Genomic DNA, 19,807 nt, shown 5'->3' on the forward strand with positions numbered 1-19,807 from the left:
CGCTCGAGTGCGCAGCGCTCGCAATCGCGTCAATGAGCTAATTCAGGTAAGTCGAGATTGAAAGGCTGACGACTGCTGCGCAGCCGAGCGGGAGCAAGCTCCCTCGCCACAGGGTTTGTGTTCGCCCACAGCCTGCGGCTCTCGCATGGCGGCGTATGAGTTGAGCGGGGCGGGGTGGGGCTCGGGTGGCCAATTGATCCTAAGGATTGACCCGATCCAGTGTGGCGAGGGAGCTTGCTCCCGCTCGAGTGCGCAGCGCTCGCAATCGCGTCAATGAGCTAATTCAGGTAAGTCGAGATTGAAAGGCTGACGACTGCTACGCAGCCGAGCGGGAGCAAGCTCCCTCGCCACAGGGTTTGTGTTCGCCCACAGCCTGCGGCTCTCGCAAAAACCCGTCAGAGAATGTTAGCGTGCTTGGCATTCTCCTCCGCCTGTCGAGCCTTCCTGCGATGAAAAAGACCGTACTTGCCTTCAGCCGTGTCTCGCCCGAAATGGTCGAGTCCTTGCGACACGACTTCGATGTGATCGTGCCCAACCCCAAGCTGGGTGACATCAATGCACAGTTCAACGAAGCCCTGCCCCACGCTCACGGCTTGATCGGCGTTGGTCGCAAGCTCGGTCGAGCCCAATTGGAGAACGCCAGCAAACTCGAAGTGGTGTCCAGTGTCTCGGTCGGCTACGACAACTACGACCTGGCCTACTTCAACGAGCGCGGGATCATGCTCACCAACACCCCGGACGTGCTGACCGAAAGCACCGCCGACCTGGCCTTTGCCTTGCTGATGAGTAGTGCCCGACGCGTCGCCGAGCTGGACGCCTGGACCAAGGCCGGGCAATGGCAGGCCACGGTCGGCGCGCCGCTGTTTGGTTGCGACGTGCATGGCAAGACCCTGGGCATCGTCGGCATGGGCAACATTGGCGCGGCCATTGCCCGACGCGGTCGCCTGGGCTTCAACATGCCGATTCTGTACAGCGGCAACAGCCGTAAGCCCCAGCTTGAACAGGAGCTCGGCGCGCAGTTTCGCAGCCTTGATCAGTTGCTGGCCGAAGCCGATTTCGTTTGCCTGGTAGTGCCGCTCAGCGACAAGACCCGGCACCTGATCAGCCACCGCGAACTGGCACTGATGAAGCCGAGCGCGATTCTGGTGAATATTTCCCGTGGCCCGGTGGTCGATGAACCGGCGCTGATCGAGGCCTTGCAGAACAACCGGATCCGCGGGGCGGGGCTGGATGTCTACGAGAAGGAACCGCTGGCCGAGTCGCCGCTGTTCCAGCTGAAGAACGCCGTGACCTTGCCGCACATCGGTTCGGCCACCCACGAAACCCGCGAAGCCATGGCCCACCGCGCCTTGGCCAACCTGCGCAGCGCGTTGTTGGGCGAGCGGCCGCAGGATCTGGTGAATCCGCAGGTGTGGAAGGGTTGATAGAAACAGGGCACGTTCCAGCTGAGCGCGCCCTGCCCCTCGTTACGACAACGCATCACGTCATTCGACGACATCAAAGTACTTGAAATTAGACGGTGTCGTTTCATTCACGAAGTACAGTGCAAATGCCGTTTCGCCAATCAATCGATTGATCGTGTCTTCAGGCACCTGCGCCTCGATTTTCTTCTCTTCGTTCAGCGTAAATCGGTCTTCATAATCGACAATTCCGGGGGTGGCGCTCCCCAGATAAAAAAGGATTTTGTCGGCGGGTTTGAATCCGGCATAAACAAGATCCACCCAAAGACCATCCTTCAAAACACACGCGTGACTCAATTTGCCATTGGCATCCAGCAACTGGATAACTGGCGCCGGCGGCAAAGCCTCGTTTGAGTAATCCTGATTATTTAAAAGCTCACGAATATTCGCGATGATTGCAAGTTGATCTTTATTCATGGCAACTCCACCCTAGGCATTATCGAGACACCTTCCAGAAGCCAGACCACGCTAAACAGAACACCCCCAGGTGTCTACTGTCACAGTTGACAGTAGACACCCCTGAAATAACTGTGACCACCCGAGCATTCAAACTACGACAGGACACAACTTGCAATTCAGTCCCCTGCCCGGCATTTTTTTTGCGTTATAAACTCATGCCCCGACAGCCTGCATAGTGCAGGCCCCGGATGTGGAGAGTGCGCAACATGATAAATTTCACGACGGCCTGCTTAATCAGGCGCAGTAAGTTGCTCCTGGTTTTAATGGCAGGAGGATTTGGCCTGCTTATTGTATTCAGCAATGTGACTGACTACGCCTCCAACTACGAATTTGTTGGACATATCCTCAGCATGGATACAACCCGTCCCAACGAAACCCTGCGCTATCGCGCCATCACTTCCCCCATGCTGCACCATAGAATCTACTGGATGATCATCACCCTGGAGACAACCTACACCGCCTGCTGTTTATTGGGCGCCTATCAGCTTTACACAAAACTCAATGCGCCGCGCAAAGAGTTCCACGAGGCAAAGAAATACGGAATTGTCGGTTTGATGATCGGCATTTTCGTGTATTACTTCTGTATACAGGTGATCGCCAATGAATGGTTCGACATGGACACTTCTGCAGAATGGAATGCCATGGCATGGACCCGAAGCATTATCGGTTACATGATGACCGCACTTATTTATCTGTCACTGAAAACCGACAATTAACCCACATCGTACGGATCACCCCGATAAGGCAAAGTGTAACTTGATCGATCACGCCAACTTGCCACTGCCCACCGTCACTCGCGCCTTGGGTTTGCGAAACACCAACACGTTACCCAACATGACCAGTACCAACCCGGCCAAAGCCGGCGTGGTCCATTGATAGCCTTCGGCGAAGGCCGACACGTTCAAAGCCACTACCGGGAACAGCACCGTGCAATACGCCGCACGTTCAGGGCCCATGCGTCCGACCAGGGTCAGGTACGCGGTGAAACCAATCACCGAGCCCGGAATCACCAGGTACAACAACGAGCCGATGTAACGAGTATTCCATTCAATGTCGAAGGGAATACCTTTGACCAGGCAGTACATCGACAGCATCGCGGCGCCATAGGCCATGCCCCAGGCGTTGGTGGTCAGTGGCTTGAGGCCGGCTTTCTGTTGCAGGCTCGAGAGCATGTTGCCGGCCGAGAAGCACAGCGTGCCCAGCAGCGCCAGAGCCAGGCCAAGCAAGGTTTGCGGGCTGGCGGTATGGCCGACCAGTTCCGGCCAGAACAACAAGCCCAGCCCGATCAACCCCAGCGCGCCGCCCATCAACACATTGCGGGCCACTTTCTGGCCGAAGAACACCCGCGCATTCAGCGCATTCCACAGCGTGGCAGTGGAGAACACCACGGCGACCAGACCGCTGGGAATCCACTGGCTGGCGGTGAGGAAGCACATGAAATTGATGCAGAACAAGCACAACCCCTGGGCCAGGCAGATCAGATGACCGCGCCGGTTCATCACTTGCAGGCGTCGGCTGAGTAGTAACATCACGAACAGCACCAGCGATGCCAGGCCGAAGCGATAAACGATCGACACCGGAATCGCCACCACCCCCAGTTGCAGTTTCAAGGCGATCCAGGTGGTGCCCCAGATCAGCACCGTGAGCAGGTATAGCGAGAGGTTCATGTCGGCAACTCCTGAAGATGGCCTTCAGTCTGTTCTCGAGGCAGGCCGTGCGCTTGCATAAACTTGCGCTTTTGTCAGGCGACGGGCTGGCAGCGTCGAGGCGACGGAGTAGGATGCAAGGCGTTGGAGAGAGCCGATCATGCCCGCACTGGAAACCCTGCAAGTCTTTCAAGCCCTCAACCGCTCGCCGAATGCTCGCCTTGAGCACAGTGCCGAGCTCGGTGACGGCATGGCTGCTGCCCTGTGGAGCAATCATCACGACGCCCAGGACTATGAAGCGCCCAGTCATCACACCCTCTCCTGCTACATCGCCGGTGGCACCGGGACCTTTCGCCGCGAGCAGCCCGGCACCAAGGGCGGCCCGGACAAACTCTGCATCCTGCCTGCCGAGCACCAGTCGGCCTGGGTGATCAACGGTGGAATCCGCCTGGCTCACCTGTACTTCAGCCCCGAGCAATTTTCCCTCGGCTGCGTCACCCTGCTCGACCGTGAACCGCGTGAACTGCAATTGCAGGAAAGCACCTTTCTCGAAGACCCGGTGCAAGCCCGGCGTTTCCGTCAGTTGATTGAATTGAACTGGGACGAGCCCGGCGAACGCCTGCTGACCAGCAGCCTCGCACACGAAATGCTCAGCCACACGTTGCTCAGCCAAGTCGGCCTGCGACAGGGTTTGCGCCTAAAGGGTGGGCTGGCGGCGCATCAGCGTCGACAGCTGATCGAGTACATCGACCAGCAATTGGCCGAGCCGATCAGCCTTGGTCAGTTGGCCGGTTTGTGCGCGTTGTCGGAGTACCACTTCGCGCGGATGTTTCGCGAAAGCTTCGGCCTGCCGCCGCATCAATACCTGTTGGCCCGCCGCCTGGCTCACGCCCGACATTTGTTGCGCAACAGCTCACAGCCGCTTGGAGAGATCGCGCTGGCCTGCGGCTTTGCCAGCGCCAGCCATTTCACCAATCGCTTTCGCCAGGCCATGAAGGGCACGCCCGGCGAATACCGCCAGGCGTTTTTGCGTTAACACGGTCCCGATGCAATGCTCCTACGGAGCCAGGGTGGTGACCGAAAAGGTGTTGGCGTGAAACAGCGGATCCGGCTTGGGCTCAGCCTTGCTCGGCACCAGCTGGGTGAAGTCCATCGCTGGCAGGTAAACCTTTTTACTGAGTGGATCGAAGGCCATGTTGTAGGCCATCGGCAAGGTGCTGACACTGGCCTGCGCCTGGTAGTGATCGGCATCGAGCTGCTGGACGATGCTCAGGTTGGCATCGACTCCGCTGGGGATCAGCAACTGCCGGTTGTCCGCGTCATAGACCAGCGCGTTGACGTCACGGGTGATCGGCAGACGGGCCTTCAACGCGCCGTTCTGAAGATCGGCGACGACCAGTTGCGGCTTTTCGCCCCGGCAGGCAATGAACAAACGTCCGCGCTCGGCATCCTGCGCCAGCGCACTGGGTCGCGCGCAGCCTTCGAATTGCCAGGTGTCGAGGACTTCAAAACTGCTCGCCGAGAAACGAGCGACCTTGCCCTCATCACGCATCGGCAGGAAGAAACTGCCGTCGCCCTTGACCAGCAACGGGTCGATTTTCTTCACGTCCAGTTCATGCGCGGCGCTGATGCGCTCTTGTTTCGGATCGAACACGAACAAGGTCGAACGATCGGCGCGCCGACCGCTGACGATGATCACCTGACCCGTGCGCGGTTCATACACCGCGCTGTTGAGGTTGCTCTGGGCCACCGGGATGCGCTTGAGCAGTTTGAGTGTGGACAACTCGACCACGCCCAGGCTGCCGTCGGTATTGAGCACAAACACCCGGTTCAATGTCGGCACGAACACCACGCCGTTGGCGCCCGCTGAGTCGTCGATGGTTTTCAGCAGACGTTGCTGCTCGACATCGAACACGCTCAGGCCGTTTTCCCGGCGGGCCAAAAACAGATAAGGCCGCGTCGGGTCGAGGGCGACAAAACCCCAGCTGTCTCCCGAGCCGGGCAAGCTCACCTGCTGCTCGCGATGGTAAACCCGGGCATCCGGTGCCGGCGCGGCAGACGCCGCGCCGCTGAATGCCAGGGCCAACATGGCAATCATCAAGGTTTTCATCAGAACTCCAACGTGCTGGACAGCGAGATCTGGCGCGAATCGCCCATCGACACAAAGAACCGGTTGACGGCCGAGGTGTAGTAGGTCCGGTCGAAGAGGTTTTTCACGTTGAGCTGGAACTTGACCTTCTGCCCGTCGAGTTTGGTGTCGTAGGTGGCGAAGGCATCGGCCACGGTATAGCTCGGCAGGTCGAAGTCGTTCACCGCGTTACCGGCCCGCTCGCCGACATACCGGGCGCCTGCGCCGACCCGCAACTGGTCGCCACCGACGATGGTGCCGAAGTCATAGACTGCCGACAGCGAGCCGGTATTTTTCGCCACGTTTTGCAGTCGCTTGCCTTTGTAGGTGGGATCTTCGGTGACCTCGGCGTCGGTGTAGGCGTAGCTGCCGATCATGCTCCAGCGGTCGCTCAACTGACCGGTCAGGTCCACTTCCAGGCCACGGGAACGCACTTCACCGGCTGCACTGTAAGTGGTGACCAGCGGGTTCTCGGAGTTGGACACCAGCACGTTGCGTTTCTTGATGTCGAACAGCGCAATATTGCCGGTCACGCGACCCGGCATGTCGAGCTTGGCCCCCAGTTCCCACGACCTGGCTTCTTCCGGTGCAATGCTGCCATCAAGAACGATCGAGCTGCCGCTCAATGGTGCGATGGTCGAGTTCGGTTTGAAGGATTCGGTGTAGCTGCCGTAGAACGACAACTCGTCGGTATAGCGATACACCAGGCCGGCACGCGGCACCCATTTCTGACCGTTGCTGTCGGTGTTGGCCTTGAACGGACGGCCCTTGCCGGCGTACTGGTCGTACTCCTGGAAACGTCCGCCAGCCACCAGAATCCACTGGTCGTTCAGGTGGATCGAGTCCTGCAGGAACACCGAATCGCTGCGCAGCAGATCGGTCTGATTGCTGTCCGCTGCGCTGACCGTGGTGCCTGCCACTTCACGGCCGTAGACCGGGTCCAGATAGCTGAAGGACGGGAACCGGCTCTTCTGCCGGATCAGGTCGGCGCGGTAGATCTTGCGGTATTCATCATCCACACCGAACACCAGATCGTGTTGCATGCCGGCGACATCGACCTTGCCTTCGAGGCTGGCGGTGGTGAAACGGTCGGTGGTCAGGGCGCCCTGGGTGCCGTCCATGCTACGGGTCAGCGTACCTTTTTTCGGGTCGATGGCGGTGATGCGAACCTGGCTGGCGTCGTAGGTTTCGCGGTTCCAGCTGTAGCCGAAGTGGGCTTTCCAGTTGTCATTGAGCTCGTGGTCGGCTTCGAAATGGTACAGGTCCGAACGGCCTTCCATATTGTTGAACGGCTCGTCGAGACGCCGGCCACGCGGGATGTCCAACGGATGATTGGTGCGCGGGTCAATGGCTGTGCCACGGTCGAACGGTGCAAGAAACTCGCGGTGCTCGTAGGCAAACAACAGCTTGGTGCTCTCGCCGAACCAGGCCAGGGACGGCGCGATCAACGTCTCGCGATGCGTGCCGAAATTGCGCCAGTAGTCTTCATCTTCGTGGTCCAGCACCATTCGGTAAGCCAGTCCGGAGTCGCCCAGTGGCCCGGTGCTGTCGAGGCTGCCACCGCTGCCGTTCTTGCCGTTGCCATAGCTCGAGCCACGCACGGTCAAGGCGTTGTATGGCTGCAATTCGGGCTTCTTGCTGACCATGTTCACCACGCCGCCCGGGTCCTGGATGCCATAGAGCAACGAGGCCGGCCCCTTCAGGACTTCAACCCGATCCACCGAGGCGTTCAGGCCACGGCCCTGCACCAGCGGCATGCCATCGCGCATGATCGAGCCGTTGCGGTTGTCACCGAAACCGCGAGTCATCACCGAATCCTGAGTACTCCCCAGCGTGTTGCCTTGGGTAATGCCGCTGACATTGGCCAACGCATCGTCGAGGTTGCGCGGCAGCTGGTCACGCAACACCTGAGCCGGGATCACGTTGATGGTCTGGGGGATTTCCTGGAGCGAGGCCGATGAACGTGCCACGGAGGTGGTGGACGGCGGCTGATAGCTCATCGGTTGCTCAACCGCCGAGGTGATGGTGGTTGCACCGAGATTCAGCGCGCCTTCGGTGGGCTGTGGTTCAAGGGCCAGCGTGTGGGCGTCGGTCTGGCGAAAGGTGAAACCGGATTTGCTCAGCAAGCGTTGCATGGCTTGCTCGGCGCTCATCTCGCCCTTGATGGCCGGTGCACTGAGACCGTAGGGCGCTTCATCGGTGTAAACCACGCTGATGCCGGTGACCCGGCTGAAGTCGCTCAACGCCTGGGGCAAGGGTTTGCTGGCAATGTTGAAGCTGAACAGCGCGCGGTGTTGCTCACTGGACTGCGCAGCGCACGCCACGCTCAACGGCAACAAGGCCAACACCGAAACGGCTAGCGCAGAAGCACCAAACCACTGTTTAACCGAACCGCCTGCCGCCGATTTTGCCCTGGACTTCATTGCTCGTGACCTGTGTGTAGAAATGCTGCGGATGCGAATGAATCGCACTTTCACCACTACACGAATGTCACTCGGGTTTACCTCACATGAAAATTGAAAATAGTTTCAAAGCCCCTTACACAACCAGACATGCCGCGCTATTTCACCTTCACGATGCGCCCTGCACTCTTCGCAGAACCAACGGGTTTGCCTTGTTGATCCATGCGGTGCAAGTAATCGATCAGGCTATCCAGGTCCGTCACTTCCAAATCGCTACGGTTGATGCCCTGTTTGAAAAGACTGAAGCGATCGCCACCGTCGGCCAGAAAGCCGTTCACCACCAGTCGATAATTGCGCTCAGGCTGCACTGGCTTACCGTTGAGACGAACACTGCCGGGGATCACCCGACTCCCCAACGGGCGCGTAGAGTCCCAGCGATAACTGAAGCCCCTGGAAACCTGCAGCGCATCAAAATTGCCTTCGGCCTTCCATTGCTGATTGAGCAATTGTTCGAGTTGCCGCCCCTTCAGGTCGAAGGCGATCAGGGTGTTGTTAAACGGCTGCACCGTCGCCACCTGCCCATAATTCAGGCGTTTGAGACCTGGCTCCAGGGCCAGGTCGCCACGAATGCCGCCCCTGTTCATAAAGGCGATCTGCGCGCCATGCGCCGCGCCAGCCGCCAGTTGAGCGTCGGCGATCAAGTCACCCAACGGCGTCTCCCCCGCCGCATTGGCACGTCGAGTGATCGGTGAAGCCGCGATGGCGCCGACCGGTTTGAGCAGCACGTTATTGCTGCGTGCTTCAACTTCCCGCTGCAAGGCAAGCATCTGTGGATCGGCTGGATACTGCGCCGGATCGGCCAGCAGGTTAGTCGCGTGAATGCCCGTGACCCGATGCTGACCGGGAGTCACGTCGAGCGTCAGGCGAGTCATCAGATGCCCGTACGAACTGCCCTGAGTCACCAGCAGAGGACCGACCTTGCACAGATAACCCTTATGGGAATGCCCGCTGATCAACACATCGACTGCCGGATCAAGACGCTTGGCTACATCAACGATATCGCCGCTCAGTTGGCTGCAGTCCTGTTTGTCGTAGGGTTCGGGGGTTGAGCCGCCCTGGTGCACCACCGCGACAATCGCATTGACGCCCTGGCGGTTGAGCTCCGGGATCAGCCGATTGATCGACTCGGCTTCGTCCTCGGTACGCAAACCCTGCATGCCCTTGGCGCTGACCACGGAGGCAACATCACGCAGGACCGCACCGACAAAGGCGATCTTCTGGCCTTTGACCTCTTCGATGCGGTACGGCGGCAACAGGGTTTTGCCGGTATCGGTGTCGATCAGGTTCGCCGCCAGGTACGGGAATCCACTGCCGGGATAGCGGGCGCGAAACTGGCAGGCCTTGGTCGGACGATTCGATTCGCAGCCTCCATTGAGCTGGCGCAGGAACTCCGCCTTACCGTTGTCCAGCTCATGATTGCCAATGGCGCTGAGTTTCATGTCCATGTACCGCAGCGCTTCGAGCGTCGGTTCGTCGGCCCACATCGCCGACAGCGGCGGACTGCCACCCACCAGGTCACCGGCACCGATGAACAACAGCTGTGGATCGTCCTTGCGCAGTTGCGTCAGCATCCCGCCGAGGGTCGCAATGCCCCCGGCCTTGAGCATGCGCACACCGTCAGCGGCCGCGCTGTCACGAACCGAATACGGATTGGCCTGCAAGTAACCGTGCAGGTCGTTGATTGCCACGATGTTCACGGCAACCGGTTGAGCTGGTGGCTGAACATGGGCGCAACCGCCCAGCGCGGCGACAGCCAGGGCGACTGCACTGAGAAGCCTTGGCAGGGAATGATGTGTCATGGGGTCATCCTTGTTCGCTAATCGAAATCCGCAGGAGATCAGGCCGATTGCAGTTGGCCGTGTATCGCTTGCGGCACTTCAACCTGCTTTAGCGTAGTACCCATCCCTGCACGCAGCAGGAGGATTTTCAGGTGGTCGGTAATACGCTCGCCCCTCAGCGCAAAATGATCATCCGTCCCAACAGATTGTGCTGCTCGAACCCCAACACCCCTTGCAGGGAATCGAGCACCGCTTGCGGGTCTTTGCTTGGAAAGCTGCCACTGATCCGTCGTGCGGCAAGGTCGTCGTTGAGCACGATGATCCGTCCCGGGTAATGCCGGCCAAGGTCTTTCACCACATCGGCCAAGGGTGACTTGTAGTAATTGAGCCAGCCCTGACGCCAGGCCAGTTGCGCTTCGCTGTCGACCGCGTGGAGTTTTGCCGCGGTGCCGGCGCCAAAAGCCACTTGCTCGCCGGCCGTCAGCACCTGCTGCTCGGCGCCCTTGGTCGGCGTCACACCGACGCGTCCAGAAAGTACCGTCACCTGCGCGCCCGCCGGTTGCAAGCGCACTTCAAACTGCGTGCCGAGGACCCGCGCCTCGCCTTTTTCGGCATCGACCACAAAGGGCTCGCCGGTATGGCTCACGTTGAAAAAGGCCGCACCGCGGCGCAGCCGAACATGCCGCTCACCGTGGCTGAAATCCACGGCAATGGCGCTGTCGGCATCGAGGATGACTCGGGATTGATCGGCCAAGGTCACGTTGCGCACTTCACCCGGTGCCGAGACGTAGTCCGCCGTTAAATCATCGAACCAACGCGAGGGCTGCCAGCCGGCGCCTATCGAAACCATCAGCAGCAAGCAGCCGGCCATGGCCAAACCGCCAGACCAGCGCCGCACGCCGGAACGCCTGGAGCGCTGCATCGCATTGAGATAACCCTGCAAGGCAACGGCATCTTCGTCGGCCAGGGTGCGGGCCGGCACTTCGCTCATTTCCCAGACTACTTGCGCCCGGGCGTAGGCTTCGGCATGCGCCGGATCGGCCTGCAACCAGCGGCTGAACGTGGCGTGATCGCCGCTGCTCGGTTGGTCGTGCAACAGGCTCAGCCAGGCCAGCGCGGCCTGCTCCTGAGCCGGCGTCGGAGTGACATTGACGGTGTGATTCACGGGGCTGTCCCTGGCGTGCGTGATTCAGGTTCTCGCAGACTGGCCTTGCAGGCTTCGAGGGCGCGCATCATATGTTTTTCAACGGCACTTTGGGAAAGCCCCATGGCCTTGGCGATTTCGGCGTACTTGCGCCCGTGGATGCGGTTGAGCAGAAAAATCTGCCGGGTACGTTCGGGCAAACCGCGCAACGCCGCCTCGACATGGCGCAGGTCATTGCCAGCTTCCAGCGCCGCTTGCGGCTCGACGCTGAGGTTGTGCTGTTGCTCCGGCAGCCAGCCTTCGTTGAGTCGCACCCGCGCGCCTTCGCTACGTAGATGGTCGATAGCAATGTTGCCGGCGCAGCGCAACAGGTACGTGCTGAGTTCTTCGACTTGCACCAATGGTCGGCGCCAGAAACGTAGAAACAGGTCCTGCACCAGATCGGCAGCCGTCGCCCGACAACCCACGCGCCGACTGACCAACGCTTCCATTTGCGGCCGCTGGGACAAGAATACCCTCAGAAAATACGCGCGACTGTCCGGGCTGTCGGAGCCGTCGATGTTCTGGGATTCGGGTGGAGTATTGATCATCAAAGGCCGACTCAACGTGGTCCATGCCCTACGCAGGGTCAACGGTGTGCCAATATTAATGATAAATATTCTCATGTGCAAAAGACTCTGATCAGAGCCCGCTACTCAGTCGGTCTGAGCTGATTGGCGAATGCAGTGATTTGCGACGCGGGAACCAGGCTGCTCCCGTGTGATGGGTGACAACAAGGGTCGAGACGCGGGGTCAGGAACAGGCGGTTTTCAACGCGGGGGGATCCAGCTGGTCACGAAACGCCAGGTAGTGCTTGAGCACCTGGATCGGCGCCTCGATTTGCGGGTAATGACCGATTCCGCGTAGCAATACCGTGTCCGGATTGGGGATCAACTGGCGGTAGCGTTCGACCATGTGGGCACCGGACACCGGGTCGACTTCGCCATCGATCACCCGCATCGCAACGGTGCCCGCTTGCATGGCCTTGACCCATCTGTCCCGCTGTATGCGGCGTTGCGGGATATAGTTGATCAGCTTGTGCATGATCCGCGTGCCACGGTTGTTGTCGATCAGGCTCCAGAAATCATCCAGTTCGCTTTCACTTGGACGGGTCCGGGGACCAAAGATCTGCCGGAAACTCTTGACCAGCCCATCCCGACTGAACGCCCGTCCGATCATCCAGCCCAACGGACTGAGCAACAGTTTTTGCATCAACACCGGCTGATGGGTTTCGGGAAACAGGCCACCGTTGAGGAACACACAACTGCCAATCTCGACACGCGCCTCATTATGTCGGGCCAACAACTCCTGAGCCACGCTGTCACCGTAATCATGCGCCAGCAGGTGCACAGGCTGCCGGACACCCAGATAGTCCAGCAGTGCCTGCTGCAAATCGGCCTGCTCCAACAGGCAATATTCATGGTCCAGTGGCTTGGCCGAGTCGCCAAAACCGAGCATGTCGCAGGCGATCACCCGATACCGCTGGGTCAAGGGTTGCCAAAGGTAATGCCAGTCCCAACTGGCGGTGGGGAATCCATGGATCAGCAACAAGGGCTCACCTTGCCCGGCCACCCAATAGCGAATGGTCTGGCCACGGAACACAAAGCTCTGTCCGCGTTTGCGCCAGACGCACAGAGGGATCTCGGAGAGTGGCATTAGAGTCTGAAACCCGGAGCTTGTTGATCGAGTTTACGCAGCAGCGCCGGCCAGGCCAGCGCGCCGCCCATCCCTTGAGCACTTTTGGTCACGCCGGCAATCATCGCCTTGGCGCCTGCAAGGATCTGCGGTTCGATGGCAATCAGTTCAGCCCCGCCGTTCTGCGCCAGCACCTGGATCTCGCAAGCACGCTGGAAGGTGAACATCATCAAGAAGGTATCGGCAATGCTGCTGCCACAGGTCAGTAGCCCGTGGTTGTGCAACATCAGAAAACTGTTTTCACCGAGGTCGGCTTGCAGGCGCGCCTTTTCGTCGTGGTTGAGTGCGACACCTTCATAGGCGTGATACGCCAGGCTGGAGAGCACAAACAGTGATTGCTGGCTGATGGGCAATACGCCCTGCTTCTGCGCGGAAACCGCCACACCGGCCGCCGTGTGGGTATGCAGCACGCACACCACGTCGTGACGCACCTCATGCACGGCGCTGTGAATGGTGTATCCGGCGGGATTGATCTCGTAGGGGCTGTCCATCAGCTTATTGCCGGCCTGATCGACTTTCACCAGGCTCGACGCGGTAATTTCGTGAAACATCATTCCGAACGGATTGATCAAAAAATCTTCAGTCCCCGGCACTTTGGCGGAGATGTGGGTAAAGATCAGATCGTCCCACCCCTGCAGCGCCACCAGCCGATAGCAGGCCGCCAGATCGACACGAGTTTGCCACTCGGCGGCGCTAACCTGGTCTTGCACATCGGATGTCGATTGAACGGGGGTTACGCTCACGGCAAGGACCTCTGGTTCTTATTATTAATTTCGTAGGGGTAAATGCAGTCTAGTCAGCTGTCGGGGTTCGTGTAGTTGCATTCGCAGCCAGCTTACTGACCCAACGAGTCAGCAAGCCTTCGGCTGCTAATAGACGTGAGCGATGTCACAACACCCGGATTATTAGCGGCGTCGCAAACAGGTGCATGTGTGCGGTCAGCCGCGTAGCGCGCTGATCAGTTCCGCCAGCCAAGGTTCGGCGTCAGTTTCCGGGGTCACGCTTTCGCTGGCGTCCAGGCGCAGCATGGGCAGCACTTCGCGCACGCCCAATTCACCGAACAGCTCACGCATTTGTTCACCGCCACCACAGAAAGTATCGCCGTAGCTGGCATCCCCCAGGCCAATCACCGCTCCCGGCAAACCGCGCCAGGCAGCGGGCAGTTGATCGCGAATCATCGAATACAGCGGTTGCAGGTTGTCCGGCAACTCGCCCATACCCGTGGTCGAGGTTACGACCAGGAAGGCTTCGGGAGCGAATGCCTGGACATCGGCCAGGGTTGCACGCGGGTTGTGCCAGGTTTCAAAACCTGCAGCCTTGAGAAGGATGGCCGCATGCCGGGCGACTTCTTCAGCCGTGCCGTACACCGAGCCGGAAAGAATGGCGACTTTCATCAATCTGATCCTGAAGCAGAGTAAAAGACCCGGATATTAACAGCTGAGGCAAAAAAGCTGCGATTGCCTCGCAATTAGGTCTGGTGGCCAGTGGACAGTCCACAACCATGTCATAGAATGCATCTCGTCATTCGATGCAGAAAGGATTCTCTGATGATCAATGCCCAACTGATGCAATTGGCAATCAACGCTTCGAACGATGGAATCGTCATCGCGGAAAGGGAAGGCGAAGACAACATCCTGATCTACGTTAACCCCGCCTTCGAAAAACTGACCGGCTATAGCGCTGAAGAAATCCTGTATCAGGACTGTCGCTTTCTCCAGTCCGGGGACCGCGACCAGGCTGCACTCAGCCTGATCCGTGAAACGTTGAAGGGTGGAAAATCCTGCCGGGAAATACTGCGCAACTATCGCAAGGACGGCACACACTTCTGGAATGAGCTGTCGCTTTCAACCGTCTACAACGAAAATGACAAACAGACTTACTTTATCGGCGTGCAGAAAGACGTCACCATTCAGGTCAAGACGCAACAACGGGTTAACCAACTGGAAGCCCAACTAGCCGAAGTTCAAGCGGAACTACAGGCACTCAAAGCGACAAACGGTCAAAACCAGCTGTCGAATTAATGGTCATTAACTACAATCACCAGTGACTTTGTAATTACTTCTTTCGAGCCAACCATGCATCGCGATACCCTCCTGACTCAGGATGAACTGGATTTCATCCAGACCATGCAGCACAACCCGCAGCTCAATGTTCGCGATGCGACGTCGAGCCTGCTGGTGAATGGGGGCTCGCAAATCCGCGATTTATTGACACGCCTGGCGGCCAACGAGCAGGTCACCATCCAGGCACACTTCGAAAATCAGCAAATGACCTTTCCTCTGCACCTGGTGGAGGATGAGTTTCATGCGCTGCATTTGCGCCTGGGCGTACCGAGCATCTACGAGGACGGACCGATGGTTCGCCCCTGGCGCCTGGCGCTTGAAGAACCCGTAGCCCTGGAGAACGCCAAAGGCCAACCCGGCACGCTATGGGTGCACGAAGTGTCGTTCAAGGGAGTCTTGCTGGAGGTACGCAACCGTACCAAGCCACCGAAAAGTTTCGCACTGTGGTTCAGCCCTTCAGGCTACGAACGCATTGCATTGCGCGGGGCTTTCGAGCGAGAAACCGAACAGGGCTATTACGCCTATCGGCTCAACCAAAGCGACAAGGATGAAACCGAACGCCTGCGTCAGTACATTCTCCAGCAGCATCGCCTGACACATCCCGCGCTGCACATCTGAGCCTCAGGTATCGAGCGTTCCCGCGAGGAACTGCTGCAAACGTTGCTGCATCAGTCCCCCTTCACTTCCAATACAGCCAATCGACGATCCGACCACGCTCTCCTGTGCCAGATCCGCCGAATCACCAGCGAGCATCAGACGGCAATCCAGGCCCATCGCCAAGCGATTCAGACGACGGATAAAGTCAGGTGTAGGCGATTGATTGGAGAACAGTACCAGCGCGTGCGGCTTGATCTTTTCACAGACCAGAGTCAGTTCATCAAAGGGCTGCCCCAGTGCCAACAGCCTGATTCCCACCTGCGCACTGCCCATATACAAAGCCGCCAAGAGCAACTCAAGCTTGCGGCACTGCCCATCAATAGCAGAAACGACTACCCGCAACGGCTGCGTCCCCCGCAACAAAAATAACCGCTGAAGAACCCTGGTACGTAGAAACCCGTCCAGCATCACCCACTCACTGGTTTCTCCGAACTGGTCGTGTTGCTGGAGTAACTGTATCCACAGCGGCATCAAAATGTGCTGGAACACCACGGTCAGGGAATACGTAGAAAATACCTGCCCATAAATCCGCCCCAATTCCACATCGTCGAAATGATTGAGCGCCGCTTTGATCTGTGTTTGCCACTGAACATAGTCAGCCTGAACTGACTCGTCCGCAATGATACTGGGCGATGCTTGGACTTCGCTGATCTTCGCCAGAATCCTGCCCACCTTGCTGACTGCCACGCCCCGTCCGATCCAGCCAAGAATGCTCTGAACCCGTTCAATATCGGTCATGGAGTACAGCCGATGCCCACTTTCGGTGCGTGCTGGTTGAATCAAACCATAGCGCCGCTCCCAGGCACGCAAGGTCACCGGGTTGACGCCCGTCAGGCGTGACACTTCACGAATAGGGAACAGCTGCTCCTGCTTTATCAAGAGCGGAGGCGGGTGAGGCATAGCGATAATAGCCATTACTAGGACGTCCGTGTCAGATTGGATCCCATTTAGCCCTGATCGGTCTTCTACATTCAAGAGGGGCTTATTCGACCAACATCTTTGGAGTATCGAGTGAAATCGGGAATAATCCTTGCTTGCTTTTAAACGCAGCCCTTTACCCCGGTGCTGCGTTTTGTACGCCTCCTACCCGGAACCGCGTGCTTGTCCTACGGAGATACACAATGTCTACCTCACCCGTCACCCTGATGGTTGCACGTCGCGTTGCCAACGGGCGTTATCAGGACCTGATCGCCTGGTTGCGCGAAGGCGAACAACTGGCCACTGATTTTCCTGGTTATCTCGGCTCTGGCGTGCTTGCACCGCCGCCCGGCGATGACGAATTCCAGATTATTTTCCGCTTCGCCGATGAGCAAACCCTGCATGCGTGGGAGCATTCCGTCTCGCGCACGGCGTGGCTGGCACGTGGCAGCGAGTTGTTTGCCCACCCTTCCGAGCATCGGGTCAGCGGCATCGACGGTTGGTTCGGTGCAGTCGGGCAACGTCCACCTCGCTGGAAACAGGCCGTGGCGATCTGGCTGGCATTTTTCCCGGTCTCGCTACTGTTCAACTTTGTACTCGGCCCGCTGCTGGGCGACATAAGCCTGCTGCCCCGAGTGTTCGTCAGCACCCTGGCCCTGACGCCTTTGATGGTCTACTTCTTCATCCCGCTGTCGACCCACCTGCTGGCCGGCTGGTTGAACAACACACAGGGTCGGCCATTGCCCACGGCACCGTCCACCCAGAATCGCTAGCCCTTCTACAGGGGTAGCGCTTGACGTAGGTATGCAGCACTCGTCGCTGGTATAGTTTTGCCATACCCGCGATGCGAGCCATCCATGACCTCTTCCTCAGCTCCGATCCTCATTACCGGCGCCAGCCAACGTGTCGGCCTGCACTGCGCGCAGCGGCTGCTGGAAGAAGGTCACCGCGTGATCATCAGCTACCGCAGCGAACGCCCGGGCGTGCAAACACTGCGCGACCTAGGCGCGATTACACTGTTTGCCGACTTCTCCAGCGAGGCCGGAATCCTGGCGTTTATCACGCAACTCAAAGCCCATACCCAGAGCTTGCGGGCGATTGTGCATAACGCTTCTGCCTGGCTGGCCGAAACCCCTGACACCGAAGTGGCTGCGTTCACCCAGATGTTCAGCGTGCACATGCTTGCGCCCTATCTGATCAACCTGCATTGTGCCGACTTGCTGGAGCGCTCCAGCCCCGCCGACATCGTGCATATCAGCGACGATGTCACGCGCAAGGGCAGCAGCAAGCACATTGCCTACTGCGCCACCAAAGCCGGGCTCGACAGCCTGACCTTGTCCTTCGCGGCGAAATTCGCCCCGAAAATCAAGGTCAACGGTATCGCGCCAGCCCTGCTACTGTTTAACCCCGATGACGACGCGGCGTACCGCGCCAAGGCCCTGGCAAAGTCTGCGCTGGGTATCGAACCCGGCAGCGAGGTTGTCTACCAGAGCCTGCGCTACTTGCTGGACAACCCTTATGTCACCGGCACGACCCTGACCGTCAACGGCGGACGGCACGTCAAATAGGCCGCCCCCCGCGAGGATGTTCCATGACCCTATCGCTGCCCCAGAATTATCGTGAAATCTTAATAGGCTTGGGCGAAGACCCTGAACGCGAAGGTTTGCTGGACACTCCAGCCCGAGCGGCCAAGGCCATGCAGTACCTGTGTCATGGTTACGAGCAGAGCGTCGACGAGATCGTCAATGGCGCGCTGTTCGCCTCTGACAACGATGAAATGGTGATCGTCGACGACATCGAGCTCTACTCGCTCTGCGAACATCACCTGCTGCCCTTCATCGGCAAGGCCCATGTGGCTTATATTCCTACCGGCAAGGTGTTGGGCCTGTCGAAGATCGCGCGAATCGTCGACATGTTCGCCCGGCGCTTGCAGATCCAGGAAAACCTCACCCGGGAAATCGCCGAGGCGGTGCAGCGCGTCACCCAGGCCGCCGGTGTTGCGGTAGTGATCGAAGCCCAGCACATGTGCATGATGATGCGCGGCGTCGAGAAACAGAATTCGACCATGAACACCTCGGTGATGCTCGGCGCCTTCCGCGAGTCGAGCAACACCCGTCAGGAGTTCCTGCAATTGATTGGACGGAGCAAGTAGCAATGCCACAACTTCAACCAGGAATGGCCCGCATTCGGGTCAAGGACCTGTGTCTACGGACCTTCATCGGAATCAATGAGGACGAAATCCTCAACAAGCAGGATGTGCTGATCAACCTGACCATCCTCTATGCCGCGCAAGACGCCGTGCGCGACAACGATATCGATCATGCGCTCAATTACCGCACCATTACCAAGGCGATCATCGCCCATGTGGAAGGCAACCGGTTCGCCCTGCTCGAACGCCTGACCCAGGAGATACTCGATTTGATCATGGCCAACCAAAGCGTGCTTTACGCCGAAGTCGAAGTCGACAAACCCCACGCCCTGCGTTTCGCCGAGTCGGTTTCGATTACCCTCGCCGCGAGTCGCTGACCGTGCCTGGCGCATAAACCGCCAGGCTTTTATTATCCGCGCCACGATTTGATAGCACCGAGCCCATCATGACCGAACAACAACGCCTGGAACTTGAAGCTGCTGCCTTCCGCCGACTGGTCGCGCACCTGGACAGTCGCAAGGATGTGCAGAACATCGACCTGATGAACCTTTCGGGTTTCTGCCGCAACTGCCTGTCCAAGTGGTACAAGGCCGCCGCCGACGAACGCCAGATCGAGGTCAGCCTCGATGACGCCCGCGAAGTGGTTTACGGCATGCCGTACGCCGAGTGGAAAGCCCAATACCAGCAAGAAGCCAGCGCTGACCAGCAAGCGGCGTTCGCCAAAGGAAAAACCCATGACTGATCTGAACACCCTGCGCGCCAGCCTCAAGAGCGGCGAACACGCCTTCGCCGATACCCTGGCGTTCATCGCCGCTGGCTATGATTACCAGCCTCAAGCCTTCAACAATGGTGGCGTGGAAAACGCCGCCGGACAGAACGAAGGCTCGTGCAAGACCCTCGGCCTGGCGCTGCTGGAAGGCTTGAGCGATGAAGAAGCGCTGCTGGCGTTTGGTGAGCATTACCGCTCGGTGGTTGCTACGCCGGATGGCAGCGACCATGGCAACATCCGGGCATTGATGGCGCAGGGTTTGGCTGGGGTGAAGTTCACAGCGCAGCCACTGACCCGTCGCTGATTTCCAGATTGGATGCAACACCCTGTGGGAGCTTGCTCGCGATGGCTGCGTCACATTCAAAACTGATGTCGACTGATACATCGCTATCGCGAGCAAGCTCGGCTCCCACAAAAGCAGTGGGTGCAAAAAAACCGGC

General features: G+C 58.8%; 22 protein-coding genes. 11 read left to right on the forward strand and 11 right to left on the reverse strand.

Annotation, left to right across the window (positions count from 1 at the left end; genetic code table 11):
- Window positions 1–449: 449 nt before the first annotated feature.
- Window positions 450–1,424, forward strand: coding sequence for a 2-hydroxyacid dehydrogenase (locus AC3WK5_RS24395; RefSeq protein WP_103315737.1), 975 nt, complete (start codon window positions 450–452; stop codon window positions 1,422–1,424).
- A 60-nt stretch (window positions 1,425–1,484) separates the two neighbouring features.
- On the opposite strand, the gene AC3WK5_RS24400 is transcribed toward AC3WK5_RS24395, so the two are convergent.
- On the reverse strand, window positions 1,485–1,877 hold the full coding sequence (locus tag AC3WK5_RS24400; protein ID WP_103315738.1) for a hypothetical protein: 393 nt from the start codon (window positions 1,875–1,877) through the stop codon (window positions 1,485–1,487).
- A gap of 248 nt (window positions 1,878–2,125) precedes the next feature.
- Here AC3WK5_RS24400 and AC3WK5_RS24405 point away from each other — a divergent pair, with 248 nt between their 5' ends.
- The gene (locus AC3WK5_RS24405) at window positions 2,126–2,635 is read left to right on the forward strand and encodes a DUF2165 family protein (RefSeq protein ID WP_103315739.1); all 510 of its coding nucleotides are present in this window, start codon (window positions 2,126–2,128) and stop codon (window positions 2,633–2,635) included.
- A gap of 48 nt (window positions 2,636–2,683) precedes the next feature.
- On the opposite strand, the gene AC3WK5_RS24410 is transcribed toward AC3WK5_RS24405, so the two are convergent.
- The gene (locus tag AC3WK5_RS24410; RefSeq protein WP_103315740.1) at window positions 2,684–3,586 is read right to left on the reverse strand and encodes a DMT family transporter; all 903 of its coding nucleotides are present in this window, start codon (window positions 3,584–3,586) and stop codon (window positions 2,684–2,686) included.
- 139 nt (window positions 3,587–3,725) lie between these two features.
- On the opposite strand from AC3WK5_RS24410, the gene AC3WK5_RS24415 reads away from it, so the two are divergent.
- Window positions 3,726–4,601: a helix-turn-helix domain-containing protein gene (locus tag AC3WK5_RS24415; RefSeq protein WP_103315741.1), complete on the forward strand. Its 876-nt coding sequence runs from the start codon at window positions 3,726–3,728 to the stop codon at window positions 4,599–4,601.
- A 21-nt stretch (window positions 4,602–4,622) separates the two neighbouring features.
- Here the strand turns inward: AC3WK5_RS24415 and AC3WK5_RS24420 are convergent, their stop codons facing one another.
- The 8 genes from AC3WK5_RS24420 to AC3WK5_RS24455 form a co-directional block, all read right to left on the reverse strand.
- Complete coding sequence (locus AC3WK5_RS24420) at window positions 4,623–5,675, reverse strand: WD40 repeat domain-containing protein (RefSeq protein ID WP_103315742.1); 1,053 nt, start codon at window positions 5,673–5,675, stop codon at window positions 4,623–4,625.
- Window positions 5,675–8,116 carry a TonB-dependent siderophore receptor gene (locus tag AC3WK5_RS24425; protein ID WP_103315743.1) on the reverse strand — a complete coding sequence of 814 codons (2,442 nt, stop codon included), beginning with the start codon at window positions 8,114–8,116 and terminating at the stop codon, window positions 5,675–5,677. Before AC3WK5_RS24425 ends, AC3WK5_RS24420 begins: the two co-directional genes overlap by 1 nt.
- A gap of 137 nt (window positions 8,117–8,253) precedes the next feature.
- Window positions 8,254–9,954 (reverse strand): bifunctional metallophosphatase/5'-nucleotidase, encoded by a 1,701-nt coding sequence (locus AC3WK5_RS24430; protein ID WP_103315744.1) that lies wholly within the window; start codon window positions 9,952–9,954, stop codon window positions 8,254–8,256.
- A 154-nt stretch (window positions 9,955–10,108) separates the two neighbouring features.
- Window positions 10,109–11,098, reverse strand: a complete 990-nt coding sequence (locus AC3WK5_RS24435) for a FecR family protein (protein ID WP_103315745.1) — start codon at window positions 11,096–11,098, stop codon at window positions 10,109–10,111.
- The gene (locus tag AC3WK5_RS24440) at window positions 11,095–11,670 is read right to left on the reverse strand and encodes an RNA polymerase sigma factor (protein WP_173860022.1); all 576 of its coding nucleotides are present in this window, start codon (window positions 11,668–11,670) and stop codon (window positions 11,095–11,097) included. Before AC3WK5_RS24440 ends, AC3WK5_RS24435 begins: the two co-directional genes overlap by 4 nt.
- 199 nt (window positions 11,671–11,869) lie before the next feature.
- The gene (locus AC3WK5_RS24445) at window positions 11,870–12,772 is read right to left on the reverse strand and encodes an alpha/beta fold hydrolase (RefSeq protein WP_103315746.1); all 903 of its coding nucleotides are present in this window, start codon (window positions 12,770–12,772) and stop codon (window positions 11,870–11,872) included.
- Complete coding sequence (locus AC3WK5_RS24450) at window positions 12,772–13,554, reverse strand: class II aldolase/adducin family protein (RefSeq protein WP_103315747.1); 783 nt, start codon at window positions 13,552–13,554, stop codon at window positions 12,772–12,774. The genes AC3WK5_RS24445 and AC3WK5_RS24450 overlap by 1 nt, the downstream gene beginning before the upstream one ends.
- Window positions 13,555–13,749: 195 nt before the next feature.
- The gene (locus AC3WK5_RS24455; RefSeq protein WP_103315748.1) at window positions 13,750–14,205 is read right to left on the reverse strand and encodes a flavodoxin; all 456 of its coding nucleotides are present in this window, start codon (window positions 14,203–14,205) and stop codon (window positions 13,750–13,752) included.
- Window positions 14,206–14,358: 153 nt separating this feature from the next.
- Between AC3WK5_RS24455 and AC3WK5_RS24460 the strand changes: the two genes are divergently transcribed.
- Together AC3WK5_RS24460 and AC3WK5_RS24465 are read left to right on the forward strand one after the other, a co-directional pair.
- Window positions 14,359–14,832 (forward strand): PAS domain-containing protein, encoded by a 474-nt coding sequence (locus tag AC3WK5_RS24460; protein ID WP_103315749.1) that lies wholly within the window; start codon window positions 14,359–14,361, stop codon window positions 14,830–14,832.
- A gap of 54 nt (window positions 14,833–14,886) precedes the next feature.
- The gene (locus AC3WK5_RS24465; protein WP_054593953.1) at window positions 14,887–15,492 is read left to right on the forward strand and encodes a hypothetical protein; all 606 of its coding nucleotides are present in this window, start codon (window positions 14,887–14,889) and stop codon (window positions 15,490–15,492) included.
- A gap of 3 nt (window positions 15,493–15,495) precedes the next feature.
- Here the strand turns inward: AC3WK5_RS24465 and AC3WK5_RS24470 are convergent, their stop codons facing one another.
- Window positions 15,496–16,446: a MerR family transcriptional regulator gene (locus tag AC3WK5_RS24470; RefSeq protein ID WP_103315750.1), complete on the reverse strand. Its 951-nt coding sequence runs from the start codon at window positions 16,444–16,446 to the stop codon at window positions 15,496–15,498.
- A 206-nt stretch (window positions 16,447–16,652) separates the two neighbouring features.
- On the opposite strand from AC3WK5_RS24470, the gene AC3WK5_RS24475 reads away from it, so the two are divergent.
- From AC3WK5_RS24475 to AC3WK5_RS24500, 6 genes are all read left to right on the forward strand, one after another.
- Entirely contained in the window at window positions 16,653–17,222 is a 570-nt protein-coding gene (locus AC3WK5_RS24475) for an antibiotic biosynthesis monooxygenase (RefSeq protein ID WP_054593955.1), read from the forward strand.
- Between the two features lie 84 nt (window positions 17,223–17,306).
- Window positions 17,307–18,017 carry a dihydromonapterin reductase gene (folM, locus tag AC3WK5_RS24480; protein WP_054593956.1) on the forward strand — a complete coding sequence of 237 codons (711 nt, stop codon included), beginning with the start codon at window positions 17,307–17,309 and terminating at the stop codon, window positions 18,015–18,017.
- 23 nt (window positions 18,018–18,040) lie between these two features.
- On the forward strand, window positions 18,041–18,601 hold the full coding sequence (folE, locus tag AC3WK5_RS24485; RefSeq protein ID WP_054593957.1) for a GTP cyclohydrolase I FolE: 561 nt from the start codon (window positions 18,041–18,043) through the stop codon (window positions 18,599–18,601).
- Between the two features lie 2 nt (window positions 18,602–18,603).
- The gene (folX, locus tag AC3WK5_RS24490; RefSeq protein WP_054593958.1) at window positions 18,604–18,975 is read left to right on the forward strand and encodes a dihydroneopterin triphosphate 2'-epimerase; all 372 of its coding nucleotides are present in this window, start codon (window positions 18,604–18,606) and stop codon (window positions 18,973–18,975) included.
- Window positions 18,976–19,043: 68 nt separating this feature from the next.
- Entirely contained in the window at window positions 19,044–19,340 is a 297-nt protein-coding gene (locus AC3WK5_RS24495) for a DUF1244 domain-containing protein (protein WP_054593959.1), read from the forward strand.
- A complete protein-coding gene (locus AC3WK5_RS24500) occupies window positions 19,333–19,671 on the forward strand; it encodes a HopJ type III effector protein (RefSeq protein WP_103315751.1) in 339 nt (112 codons plus the stop codon). Before AC3WK5_RS24495 ends, AC3WK5_RS24500 begins: the two co-directional genes overlap by 8 nt.
- Window positions 19,672–19,807 lie beyond the last annotated feature (136 nt).

Source organism: Pseudomonas sp. FW306-02-D09B (genome assembly GCF_058782685.1).